Annotated in this window: 12 protein-coding genes; 9 read left to right on the top strand and 3 right to left on the bottom strand. The window is 50.5% G+C overall.

Going from position 1 to position 12,815, the window contains the following annotated elements:
• The first annotated feature begins 33 nt into the window (after window positions 1–33).
• Window positions 34–1,221, top strand: a complete 1,188-nt coding sequence (locus tag PHQ97_13195; GenBank protein ID MDD4393692.1) for a putative sulfate/molybdate transporter — start codon at window positions 34–36, stop codon at window positions 1,219–1,221.
• A 288-nt stretch (window positions 1,222–1,509) separates the two neighbouring features.
• Complete coding sequence (locus PHQ97_13190) at window positions 1,510–2,160, top strand: flagellar brake protein (GenBank protein ID MDD4393691.1); 651 nt, start codon at window positions 1,510–1,512, stop codon at window positions 2,158–2,160.
• Between the two features lie 87 nt (window positions 2,161–2,247).
• On the opposite strand, the gene PHQ97_13185 is transcribed toward PHQ97_13190, so the two are convergent.
• The 3 genes from PHQ97_13185 to PHQ97_13175 form a co-directional block, all read right to left on the bottom strand.
• Entirely contained in the window at window positions 2,248–3,243 is a 996-nt protein-coding gene (locus PHQ97_13185; protein ID MDD4393690.1) for a methyltransferase, read from the bottom strand.
• Window positions 3,244–3,323: 80 nt separating this feature from the next.
• Window positions 3,324–4,268 (bottom strand): inorganic phosphate transporter, encoded by a 945-nt coding sequence (locus PHQ97_13180; protein ID MDD4393689.1) that lies wholly within the window; start codon window positions 4,266–4,268, stop codon window positions 3,324–3,326.
• Window positions 4,265–4,915 (bottom strand): DUF47 family protein, encoded by a 651-nt coding sequence (locus PHQ97_13175; protein MDD4393688.1) that lies wholly within the window; start codon window positions 4,913–4,915, stop codon window positions 4,265–4,267. The genes PHQ97_13180 and PHQ97_13175 overlap by 4 nt, the downstream gene beginning before the upstream one ends.
• A 542-nt stretch (window positions 4,916–5,457) precedes the next feature.
• On the opposite strand from PHQ97_13175, the gene PHQ97_13170 reads away from it, so the two are divergent.
• The 7 genes from PHQ97_13170 (at window position 5,458) to PHQ97_13140 (ending at window position 12,797) form a co-directional block, all read left to right on the top strand.
• Window positions 5,458–6,354 carry a zinc ABC transporter substrate-binding protein gene (locus tag PHQ97_13170; protein ID MDD4393687.1) on the top strand — a complete coding sequence of 299 codons (897 nt, stop codon included), beginning with the start codon at window positions 5,458–5,460 and terminating at the stop codon, window positions 6,352–6,354.
• Between the two features lie 50 nt (window positions 6,355–6,404).
• Window positions 6,405–7,166: a metal ABC transporter ATP-binding protein gene (locus tag PHQ97_13165; GenBank protein MDD4393686.1), complete on the top strand. Its 762-nt coding sequence runs from the start codon at window positions 6,405–6,407 to the stop codon at window positions 7,164–7,166.
• 1 nt (window position 7,167) lies between these two features.
• Complete coding sequence (locus tag PHQ97_13160; protein MDD4393685.1) at window positions 7,168–8,004, top strand: metal ABC transporter permease; 837 nt, start codon at window positions 7,168–7,170, stop codon at window positions 8,002–8,004.
• A 44-nt stretch (window positions 8,005–8,048) separates the two neighbouring features.
• A complete protein-coding gene (gene rarD / locus PHQ97_13155) occupies window positions 8,049–8,972 on the top strand; it encodes an EamA family transporter RarD (protein ID MDD4393684.1) in 924 nt (307 codons plus the stop codon).
• Between the two features lie 327 nt (window positions 8,973–9,299).
• Window positions 9,300–9,812, top strand: a complete 513-nt coding sequence (locus tag PHQ97_13150; protein ID MDD4393683.1) for a GerMN domain-containing protein — start codon at window positions 9,300–9,302, stop codon at window positions 9,810–9,812.
• Entirely contained in the window at window positions 9,812–11,842 is a 2,031-nt protein-coding gene (gene fusA / locus PHQ97_13145) for an elongation factor G (GenBank protein ID MDD4393682.1), read from the top strand. Before PHQ97_13150 ends, fusA begins: the two co-directional genes overlap by 1 nt.
• A 178-nt stretch (window positions 11,843–12,020) precedes the next feature.
• Window positions 12,021–12,797, top strand: a complete 777-nt coding sequence (locus tag PHQ97_13140; GenBank protein ID MDD4393681.1) for an AAA family ATPase — start codon at window positions 12,021–12,023, stop codon at window positions 12,795–12,797.
• Window positions 12,798–12,815 lie beyond the last annotated feature (18 nt).

The following is a 12,815-nucleotide window of genomic DNA, read 5'->3' as shown; positions in this document are numbered from 1 at the left end:
TTAACATGATGAAAGGCGACTTACGGATTTTCCATGCGAATCGGTCCCTACAGATTTGACAGAATTGAATTTGCCGGCTCACTCGGAGATCTGGGGACACTCATCCCGCTTTCAGTGGCCCTGATGGTTGTCTGCGGCCTGGGCGTTACACCAGTTTTGTTGATGACAGGCCTGTCCTATATTTTTACAGGCCTGTATTTCCGGCTTCCCATACCGATTCAACCGCTTAAGGTGGCTGCCGCCATTGCCATCGCCTCTCCGGACCGGATAACAGTGCCGGTCATAGCCGCTGCCGGGATTCTGTTCGGGGCAATTCTGATCATTCTTTCCGTTTCCGGCCTGATTGACCGGCTGGCCGGTTTTTTTACCAGGCCCATCATCCGTGGCATCCAGCTGGGCCTGGGTCTGATTCTCATCACCAAAGGCATCCGGTTCATCCTGGATCATCAGCTGCTTGTCCAGAATCCCGAGTCGGCGATCCGTGCAGCCGGAATTCCGCTCAATCCGCTTCTCGGCATCCTGGGTTTTTTTCTGGCTCTGGTGCTGCTGTCAAACCGACGATTTCCCTCAGCCCTGGTGCTGATTGCAGCAGGGGCTGCGATCGGCATCGGATATGGCGCCCTGAAATCAACCGGGATTGATATAGGTCCAACCCCTATATCGATTGCCGGCATTCAGCCCATGGATATGCTCCATGCACTCGTACTTCTGGTCATCCCCCAGATTCCGCTGACCCTGGGCAATGCGGTGATCGGCACCGCCGATACCTGTCGAAGCCTGTTCGGCAACGACGAACGGACGCAACGTGTAACCAACCGGACCCTGGCCATGAGCATGGGACTGATGAATATCGTCACCGGCCTGATCGGGGCAATGCCCATGTGTCACGGGGCCGGGGGCCTGGCCGCGCACTACCGGTTCGGCGCGCGAACCGGGGGTTCCAGCATCCTGATCGGTGCCATTTTTCTGATTATCGCGCTGGTCTTTGGCAGGGCCGGTATCGGCATTCTGTCGTGTATTCCCAATGCGGTATTGGGCATTCTGCTGCTGTTTTCAGGTCTTGAGCTGGCCCTGCTGATCAGGGACGTAACAATGCGATCCGACCTTTTTGTAACACTTCTGATCGCCGGTATCGGATTCGCCACCACGAATATGGCCATCGCCTTTGCCTTTGGAATCATCGTGTATCACCTGATCCGGTGGAAGCAGATCCAGCTGTGAAGGCCTCGACGGACGGTGCAATTTATTCTTTACGAGATGCTGCTCAACCGGTTATTTTTCCGGAAAATCAAATGCTGTTTGACTTTTTTCCCGTATATCCTGTATAGACAAACAAATTTTTCGTTATGCCAAGCGACGATAGGCGTCCTGATTCCATGCATTGGTAGCCACCAGTTATATCAATATGCTATGAGCATTGGATCAGAAATTCTGCAATTGAATTACATGCGGTAAAAAAGCCTGCTATTTTCTTTTTAAAGCAAACGGTCCGTGAGTGGATTGATTCGTATGGATAAAGACAGTCTTCTATCTTTAGATATCGGCAAGGAGTTGCAAATCACCATAGACGGAATTTCGTTTCCCGTGCAAAGCAGACTGGTGGGCATTGACTCCGGCAAGTTTATCATTATCCACCCCCCATCCCGTTTCAAAGACGTCAAGCACAAACTCTATCCCGGCAACAAGATCATCGTCCGGTATCTGGTCAGAGGCGAGGTCGTCGCCTTTGCAACGTCGTTGATCGAAATCATATCCCAGCCGTCATTGCTGATGTTTCTGAAATTCCCCGAGAAACTGATCCATCAGAATATCCGCTCAGTCAAACGGGCAGCCTGTCTGATCCCCGTAATGACCCGGTTTGAAGAACACGTCTATCAAGGGGTTATCAACGATATCAGCCTGAAAGGGTGTCAGTGCATTATCATGATGCCCCCACCCCCCGACGCCCCGGCCTTTGAAAAAAATCAACCGATTGAACTTCATTTTAAATTTATCGGCGACAGGGGGGAGCAGACACTTTCCGGAATTATCAAAAATTTTCGGCACAAAAAAAACAGAGCCACGATCGGTGTCTCATTTGTCCACATCACGGATGAATTCGAAACCACCATTTCCGAATACATCGATCTGCTGAAAGATTTTTTTTCTCTGACAAAATAGCAGGTATCGCCTCAACACGGCCCGCCACCCTCCACCGCTGGCTGCGATGCCGTCGTCCCCCGATATCCGACACGGGTGCCCACCGGTTCAAACAGTTCCGGTGATGATTCCGGAATCATTCGGTAACCTCATCGCGATTCGTTCGATATTCACTACGCCTGCCCGCGCCAGCATCTTCCGAATCTGCCCTTCCGAATATGACTGGCCGGAAGCGGTCCCCAGAAGCATGTTCAACGCAAACAAGGCAGGAAACAGCGGGCCGTCCATCGTGTTATCGAGGATGAAATCATGAACCAGGATTTTCCCGCCGGGCTGCAGCGCAGCAACGGCCTTTCGAATAATTTTTTCACAATCTTCAGGGCCTTCCCCGTGCAAAATATGGGACATCCAGATAACATCATAGCTGCCGTCTATATCCTCGGTCAGGTAATTTCCTTCTGAAAAGGAAATTCGATCCGCCAGTCCAAACTGGTCAAAGACGCTTTCCGAAAACGGACGGGTCGTGGGAAGATCAAATACGGTCGCTGACAGTCCGGGATTCTTCAGGCAGAAAAATACGGCATACGTGCCTGGTCCTCCGCCCAGATCGAGCAGGCGCCTGCACCCGGCCAGATCGATCGCTTCGGCAACAGGGGGGGCCGTATGCTTTGCCATGTTGAACATTCCCATGAGAAAACTCTCCCGCCACTGATCATCGCTGAAAGAAGCCCTGTCCCTGACGGGCTCACCGGATATGACCGCCTGATCAAGCTTTAACCATGATTCGGCCAGATGATGATGGTGCATCAGCATATGCCCGAGATACTTCGAAGCGCTTCGGATCAGAAATGTCGTCGACGCGGCGGTATTTGAATACCGGCCGGCATTTTTGATCAGCAGCGCCATGGCGCAGAGGGCATCGAGCAGCATGGCCAATGCGCGTTCATCGACGTGGATGCGATCTGCGATCTCATTGGCACTCAGCCCACCGTCTCCGATAGCCGAAAACACATCCAGCTTGACCGCCGCTTGAAGCGTAAACCCCTGCCAGTAGGAGGAAGAAGTTTGAAGCAGTTGTTGAGCATTCCAGTCCTGATTCGTCATTAGATTTTCTTTCTTAGCAGTTGTGTGTCTTCTGTCCTCTGATCTCTGATCTCTGATCTCTGTCCCGCCCTTCAACTGCTTCACCCCGGAACGTATTGCAGATGAGTTGCAACTTCCAGCAGGATTGCGATCAGTGTGGCCGCCGTGGGCGTCAGAAGCCAGGCAATCAATATGTTCAGTATCTGCTGCCGGCTGACGGTTTTGATACCCTTAACGATCCCGACCCCCACGATGGCTCCGATCACCGCCTGGGAACTGGACACCGGCACACCGATGACCGTATAGATATGAAGGGTAATCGCTTCGGCCAGCACCACAACCAACGCGGAAAACGCATCCAGCCGGACAATCTTCTTTCCCACGGTTTCCATTACCCGACGGCTGAATGTCAAAATACCCAGGGCAATACTCACTCCGCCCAGCAGGGTTGCAGAAAACACACTCAGCGTTCCGGCACCGACAAATACGGCTGTGACATTTGCAACGTTATTGGCTCCGATCGCGTAAGCGCCATAGGCGCCGGCGGCAATCAATGCCAGACGCAACAGGATATCGGATTCAAAAAGATTCAGGTCAAGGCGGTTATAAATGGCCCCTGCTGTTTTGTATACCATTACCGCTATAACAACCGCTCCGATGGGCGTTCCCACCCAGCAGGCAATCACTTTCCCCAGACCGGCCAGATTCACCTGCCGGTTGATGAAACCGATTCCCATAATAGCACCCACAACGGCCTGAGATGCCGAAACCGGCAGGCCCAGCAGGGTCATGATCGTAACGGTAACCGCAGCTGCCACGGAGGAGACCACCGCCTGGTGAGGTGCCAAACGGGTCAGGCCCCTGAGCGTCTCAATTCCGGCCTGGCCTTCCAGCATCGCACCGGCAAGCACACAAACGGCAGCCAGAACCGCCGCCGTTCTGAATCTTAACATTTTCGAGGTCACCGCCGCACCAAAGGCATTGGATGCGTCATTGGCTCCCAGTGACCAGCCCAGGAATATTCCGCTGATAAGGCTGATCATCATACGCGGCGCTTCATGCTGATAATATTGATCTTCTTGGATACCCGGTCCACCTGATCCGAAATATGCCCCAGGTTGATCACCAGTTCTTTCAGCTGCAGTTTAAGAAACGGATCGACATCTGAATCAAACAGGTTGGTAATAATCCGCCGTTCAATATGATCACAATGGCTTTCGCATTTATCGATAATCACCACAAGATCCCGGATTTCATCACTTTTACTTAACAGCGCTTTGACCTGCCTGAGCATGAGATAAAAGCCGTCCAGCGATACACGGATCAGGTCTTTGACATCAGGCACGATAAAATCGGGAATCACGAGTTTCTGTGACTGGATCATATGAAGAATGAGCTCAAAGAGCCTCGGCACCTCGTCAATGGAATCCAGAAGGTTCATGATGTCTCCCCGGGATTCGGGGATCAGTGCCTTGCCGTACATCAGCGACTTGATCTCTTCCCGGATGTCATCGGCTTCGGATTCAAACTTGTGCGTCTGCTCGGTGAGAAAATCGAATTCGCAGATTTTTTTTATATCGATGCAGGTATTGACAGCCCTCGAAAAATTTCTCTGGGTCATTCTGAGCTTATCCAGATAGCTATAAATCAGGGATTCAACCTGCAATTCCTTTTTGAAAAAAAATTTGAGCATGAAATCTCCAATTGAAAGAGTGGATTATCTGCTGCGGGATTGTTCCGCGACGGCCTGATGAATATAGCCGCAATACCGATCGTATGCAGACGCGCGGATGCGCCATATCAGGGTAAAGTTACATATTGATGATATCTGAAAAAAAGTCAACATCTGTCGATCCGTGCCTTGCCGTAAGATCACAGCAAAAAGGCAGCTCGGGGAATGTAACGCTGCTGTTGTCTATCTTGGCTTCAATTTTTTCCTGAAATATTTTGAACATGAACCGTGAACATGTTATAGAAAGAAAGAAAATTTTTTTGAACGTCTGAACGAAAACTGCCATTTTTTCAGATGCGTTGAACACTGTTTATGACCAGCTTTCAACCAGATCCTACAAGTCACATTCAATCTGATTTTTTTTAAATAATTCAACCGTTATTCTAAAACAGGCTTTGAAGCTGAGGCCCATACGATTTAATCGGTTATGACTTCTCACCGGATTGAATCGTTGCGCCCGGTTTCAAGAAACCTGATGCAGACGATTAAGGAGAAAGACACAGATGCTCCGACTGGCATTACGTTCACTGGCCGCATGGATCACATTCACCGCATTGTTTTTACCATCTGCGCAGGCTCAAAAGCCTGTTTCTGTTTTTGTCAGCATAGCGCCCCAGCAATATATCGTTAAAAAAATCGGCGGCAACCGCGTCACAATTTCCGCTATGGTGGAACCGGGAGCAAATCCTGCTGTATACGAACCCAGGCCGGCCCAACTGACCGGACTGGCCGGCGCTGACATGTATGTTGCAGTCGGAGTACCCTTTGAACGTACGTGGCTGAAACGGTTTTCCGCTATCAACCCCGGCATGCTCATTATTTTCACTGATGCGGATATCAATAAAAAAGCGATGGTATCTCATCGGCACGAGGACACCCAACCGCTGATAGAAGCCGATCTCAAAGATCCTCATATCTGGCTCTCACCCCCGCTGGTCATGCTTCAGTCACGAATAATCCTTAATGGACTTCTCCGCGTTGACCCCGGATCCAGCCGGTTGTATCGCGACAACTATCGGCAATGGATGCTTGAGCTGATCGAACTTGATGATAAGCTCATAACACTCTTTCAGGGTATCGGAAACAGAACCCGGTTTATGGTATTCCATCCTGCCTGGGGATATTTTGCCCGGGCTTACGGCTTGAATCAAATCCCGGTTGAAATTGAAGGCAAAGAGCCGAAAATTTCGCAGCTGCATGACTTTATTCAACTCGCCAAACAATACGGATTAACGGTTATTTTTGCGCAGCCACAGTTTTCATCTAAAAATGCACAGGTCATCGCAAATGGAATCAACGGAAAAGTGGATTTTATCGATCCGCTGTCACCGGACTGGAAAGAGAATCTTCTCCGGGTCGCCGAAAAAATCAAAACATCTTTAAGCGGTCCGGTAAAATAAAAAAAACCGCAGCAACGCATCAAGGATAAATGCCAGAGGATCAGTGTCTTATGAATACACCGGTGATTGAAATTAAGGATCTGTGGTTTTCATTTCATAACCATACGGTTCTGACGGACGTCAACCTGACCATCCAGGAAAAAGATTTTCTGGCCGTCATCGGCCCGAATGGTGGCGGAAAGACCACTCTGATTAAAATCATGCTGGGATTACTGCCGCCGGACAGGGGAACGGTACGGATATTCGGAAAATCGCCGGACAGTATCAGTCACCGGGTTGGATATGTGCCCCAGGACATACATTTTAACAGAAATTTCCCCATATCGACGCTTGACGTTGTCTATATGGGAAGACTCCGAATGACGAACAGCCATATCAGTCATAACCGACAGGACCAGATTTCCGCCCGGGAAGCATTGGAAAAACTTGGCATGTGGAAATACCGCAGTGTCAGGATCGATGAGCTTTCCGGAGGTCAGCGTCAGCGCGTTTTTATCGCCAGAGCACTGGTCACAAAACCTGAGCTGCTGTTTCTGGATGAACCCACCTCAAGCATTGACGCCCAGGGACAATCCGATCTGTATGCTCTGCTAAAAGAGCTGAACCAAAACATCACCATTGTGGTGGTCAGCCATGACGTCATGCTGATATCCAGTTACATCAAATCCGTCGTCTGCGTAAACCAGCGTGTTTTTTTTCATGATCATGCTGAAATCACATCCGAAATGCTTGAAATGGCTTATCACTGTCCGGTAGATCTGATCGCCCACGGGCTTCCGCACCGGGTGCTCCGAAAACATAAGGACCTTTGACATGCTCGAACTGCTTCAATTCGAATTCATGAGAAACGCGATTATCACCGGGATACTCATCAGTGTCATCTGTGGTGTCATCGGAACGCTGGTGGTTGTAAATCGACTGGCTTTTCTGGCCGGCGGCATTGCGCATGCAGCCTATGGCGGCATCGGGATCGCCTTTTTCTTTAACCTGCCATACCTGCCGTGCACATTGAGTTTTTCCATTCTGGCCGCATTTGCAATGGCATGCATTACGATCAAAGACAAACACCGGTCCGATACCATCATCGGCGTACTCTGGGCTACCGGAATGGCCATGGGGGTAATCCTGCTGGATTTGACACCCGGATACAACGTCGATTTCATGAGCTATCTCTTCGGCAGTATTCTGACGGTACCCAAATCCGACATCTGGATAATTTTCGGATTTAGCACATATATTCTGTTATCCGTATGCTGGTTTTATAACGATCTGCTCGCCCTGTCTTACGATGAAGAATTTGCCCATTTAAGGGGCGTCCCTGTCAAACCGATGTACTTTATGCTGATCGGCATCATTGCCGTATCCGTAGTCATGACGATTCAGGTGGTCGGATTGATTCTGGTTATTGCACTTTTAACCATTCCGCCGTATATTGCAGAACGATACTCAACGTCTCTGAAAATGATGATGGTACTTTCGGCCATGTTGAGCCTGATATTCACCCTTTCCGGTCTGTGGATATCGTACATGTTAAATCTGACATCAGGAGCGACGATTATCATGGTAGCTGTAGCCGGTTTTCTCGTTTCATTTGCGCTGGAACGGATCTTTCCCGGTCTTTTTTCAAGACCCAACCGCCCTGCCGAATAGTGATCCCCTGAAAGTTAAATCAATTTTAATTCACAGCACCTGACATGAAACATGATCACAGGGAAAACCTGGAACAGCACTCACCCATGACGGGGGGCATCTGGGGCGTACTTGCCTTTCTGATCTGGGGATTGAGTCCCCTGTACTGGAAGCAGCTCAGAAACGTCCCTGCATTTGAAATCCTGATGCACCGGATGGTATGGTCATTTGTATTTCTCGTCCCGGTTCTGCTGCTGCAGCGGCGCTGGAACCAGTTTCTCTTTGCATTGAAAGAGCGGCGGACACTCATTCCGCTGACCTGCAGCACATTGCTCGTGGGATGCAACTGGTTCATATACATCTGGGCGATTAATCATGACCACGTTCTTCAGACCAGCCTGGGCTATTTTATCACTCCGTTGGTCAATATGCTGCTGGGAATGATATTTCTCAACGAACGGCTGCGCCCCGCGCAATGGGTGTCGGTGGCTCTGGTAGCAGGCAGCGTTAGTTTTCTGACGATAAGGGGCGGCCAGTTTCCATGGATCGCCCTGGCACTGGCAGTCAGTTTCGGATTTTACGGATTGATTCGAAAAATAACACCGGTCTCGGCACTGGCAGGTCTTTGCGTCGAAACGTTTCTGATGACAATCCCTGCCCTGTGCTATCTGTGCTATCTGTGCTATCTGGACATGACCTCTACCGGAGCCATATTCAGGCTCAGCGTATCCACCGATCTTCTTCTGATGGGAACAGCGCTGGTGACAGCGTTTCCGCTGCTGATGTTTACACTTTCGGCCAGACGGGTCCGCCTGTGCACGCTGGGATTTCTTCAATACATTGCCCCCAGCTGCACCTTTGTCCTGGGCGCATTCTACTTTCATGAGCCGATCTCCGGGGAGCAGATATGGTCGTTCGGACTGATATGGACCGGCCTGCTCATCTATTCGGTTCATTCCGCCATCGCCTGTAAGGGCCTGAAGCAGTGACCCTGTCCGGATCATCCCCCGCCTGCAGGTGATTTGTTCAGGCTTTTCTTGACACAGAGCTCAGATTATCTTAAATGGTTCTGGTTATGATCAATTTATTCAATAAAAAAACCGTTGACGGCATCGTAAAAAGTCCATAGGCGTTTTACTTCATTCAGGGTGCACTGCGGCGCACATGAGGACGCATCATTTTACAAAGTTTACGACACCTTGAGTTTTTTACTTTGCCGTCTTAAATTTGACTTTTTATGAGTTCATCACCGTTAGCCAATGTATAAAAAACGCTGTCTGTATTTTGCGCTGTCAGTTATAATTGCGGCAGGCATCATGGTTATGCTCGTCGGACATGTGAAGGGACGATCGGCGGCCCCGAATCAGACCACGTATAAAATACCGCAGCAATCCGAACGCGCCCTGCAGACGGCAATGACACATTTATACTTTGCGGATCAACACAACACGTATTTATCGGCCGAAAACCGCGCGATGATTCTTCCGGATGACCCGTCAGAAAAGGGCAGGCGAATTATCGACGCGCTGATCGAAGGCCCCCGGGGCGGGTTGATCCGGACGATTCCCGAGCAAACAGCCCTGCGATCCTTTTTCCTGACCGAAGACGGAACCGCGTATGTAGATTTTGACAATGCGGTCAGGGAAAACCACCCGGGTGGCTGCGAATCGGAACTGATGAGCATTTACTCGATTGTAAATTCATTGATTTTGAACATCGATCAGATTCATTCCATAAAAATTCTGATTGAAGGAAAAGAAGCCTTGACCCTATCCGGTCATATGGACCTGCGGTTCCCTTTTAATGCCAATATGCTGATGGTAAGATAATGAAAAAAAGCAATTTACATCATATTCGAAATATAGGAATTATCGCCCACATTGACGCGGGTAAAACCACGGTAACCGAACGGATATTGTATTACACGGGACGTTCTCACAAAATCGGCGAAGTCCATGATGGTGAAGCCATAATGGACTGGATGGCTGACGAGCAGGAACGTGGCATCACCATTACCTCCGCCGTCACCACCTGCCAGTGGAAGGAAAATGAAATACAGCTCATCGACACCCCCGGTCACGTCGACTTTACGATGGAAGTGGAACGCTCCCTGAGGGTACTCGACGGGGCCGTCGGCGTATTCTGCGCTGTCGGAGGCGTGGAACCCCAGTCTGAAACCGTCTGGCATCAGGCGGATAAATACCATGTTCCGAAACTGGCTTTTATCAACAAACTGGACCGGATCGGCGCCGATTTTTTCGGCACCGTGGAGATGATCCGGCAGCGGCTCCATGCCGTTCCATTGATTCTTCAGCTGCCGGTTGGCGCTGAGGACCACTTTTCAGGCATTATCGATCTGCTGACCATGAAGCAGTATAAATGGAACGATGACACCCTGGGCGCCACGTTCAGCATGGACGATATTCATGCTGACGATATTGACAAAGCGGAAGAATACCGTGAAAAACTGATCGAAACGGTGGCCGAAGCCGATGATGACATCATGGACGCATATCTGTCCGAAACGCCCATCAGCCCCCAGAGCCTTGTAGAAGGCATTCGCAGGGCCACTATCAGCCTGAAACTGGTCCCTATCCTGTGCGGATCGGCATTGAAAAACAAAGGGATACAGCCGCTGCTGGATGCGATCTCATGGTTTCTTCCGAGTCCGGAGGATATTCCCCCCATCAAAGGCGTTCATCCCGAAACCAATGAGAGCATCGAATGCCTGCCGAAAGAAAGAGATCCTCTGGCGGCCCTCATTTTTAAGGTATCCATGATCGAAGGCCGCAAGCTTTCGTTTGTAAGGGTCTACAGCGGCACCCTGAAATCCGGAAGCGAGGTATTCAACCCGGCCCGGAACCAAAAGGAAAAACTGTCCCGAATTCTCCGGATGCATGCAAACAAACGGGAACGAATCGACAGTGCGGGACCGGGAAGCATTGTCGGGGTGGTGGGTCTGAAAGCGTCTTCAACCGGAGAGACGCTCTGCAGTCCGGACCATCCGGTGCTGCTGGAAAAAATGGAATTCTACGAGCCGGTCATCTCTGTAGCGATTGAGCCGAAAACACATACCGATCAGGAAAAACTCGAGCAGGTCCTCGATAAATTTCTGGCTGAAGATCCCACATTGACGGTTCGAACCGATGACGATACCGGGCAGACCATTTTATCCGGGATGGGCGAACTGCATCTTGAAATCATCATCAGCCGGATGGAACGTGAATTCGGTACCCATGTCAATGTCGGAAAGCCACAGGTCGTCTACCGTGAAAGCATTGAAAACGAAATCGAAGCAACGGCTGTCTTTGACAAGGAGGTGGCCGGACAGAACCATTTCGGAGAAGTCAGCCTGCGGCTTAAGCCACTGGCCCGCGGCACCGGAAACCTGTTCAAATCACAACTCGCTTCTGAAACCATACCGGCTGTATACATACCGGTCATTGAAAAAGGCGTGATGGAATCGCTGGAAAGCGGCACGTTGATGGGGTATCCGGTTGTGGACGTAGAAGCGACTCTCACCGGCGGCTCATACAGAGAATCCGCCGGTACGGAACTGGCATACAAAGTCAGCGCATCCATGGCATGCAAGGACGCGCTGTCAAAAGGCCATCCCTACCTGCTGGACCCGATCATGAACGTTGAGGTGACGGTCCCGGAATCCTTTATGGGAGAGGTCATCGGCGATCTGAGCTCCCGGAGCGGAAAAATTGAATCCATCAGTCCGCATGTCGGAACCCAGGTGATCAAGGCGACCGTCCCCCTGGCACGAATGTTCGGCTATTCGACATCGCTGAGATCCGCCACCCAGGGAAGAGGCACTTTCACCATGCGTTTCTCGCATTTTGACCGGAGTTAGGTTTTCCTTCCCTGTCCGGAAATCCGGGGCGCACGAGCTGCCGCCAGCCAGTGTCTTACCCGATGTTGAATTTTGCGCATTCGGAATCCCCGGAGCCTACCGGCTGCTTTTTTCAATCATTTTGGCATGTTCTTATCTTCTTTTCAAACATCAACTTTTATGATAGTGTTTCACGATTATGGCACATATCATCTGTATAGCCAATCAGAAGGGCGGGGTGGGCAAAACCACCACGGCAATCAATCTGTCTGCCGCCCTGGCGCTTTCCAACCGGAAGACCCTTCTGGTGGATTGCGATCCTCAGGCAAACGCGACCACCGGGCTTGGCATCGAAAAAACATCCATCGATAAAAGCCTGTATCACGGAATTATCGGCAGCGCCTGCGCACAAAGTCTGATTGTTGCCAGTGAACTTGACGATTTGCAAGTCATCCCGTCAAGAACCGAGCTGATCGGTTTTGAAGTTGAAATGATGTCGAGCGATGACCGCGAAATGGCGCTGAAACATCTTCTGGCCGAGGTTTCAGACGACTATGAGTACATCATAATGGACTGTCCGCCGTCACTGAGCCTTCTGACCGTAAATGCCATCACGGCATCCAACTCGATCCTGATTCCGCTTCAGTGTGAATTTTTTGCACTCGAAGGCCTCGGTCAGCTTCTGCAGACGATCAAACGGATCAAACAGGGGCTGAACCCGCATCTGAAAGTCGAGGGAATCCTCCTGACCATGTTCGACAAACGAACCAACCTGTCACACCAGGTGGCGGAAGATACAGAAAAATATTTCAGGGGCCTGGTGTTCAAGACCGTGGTGCCCAGAAACGTCCGTCTCGGTGAAGCGCCCAGCTTCGGAAAACCCATATTGCTCTATGACCCGGCGTCCGTTGGCGCTAAAAGTTATCTGGATCTGGCAGAGGAAATCATGAATAACCATCCATTACAGGGAAAATAATCATGCAGGATACCCCCC

Source organism: Desulfobacterales bacterium (genome assembly GCA_028704555.1).
GTDB lineage: Bacteria > Desulfobacterota > Desulfobacteria > Desulfobacterales > JAQWFD01 > JAQWFD01.
The sequence above is the reverse complement of the archived record's forward strand: the minus strand, read 5'-3'. Positions and strand labels throughout refer to the sequence as shown.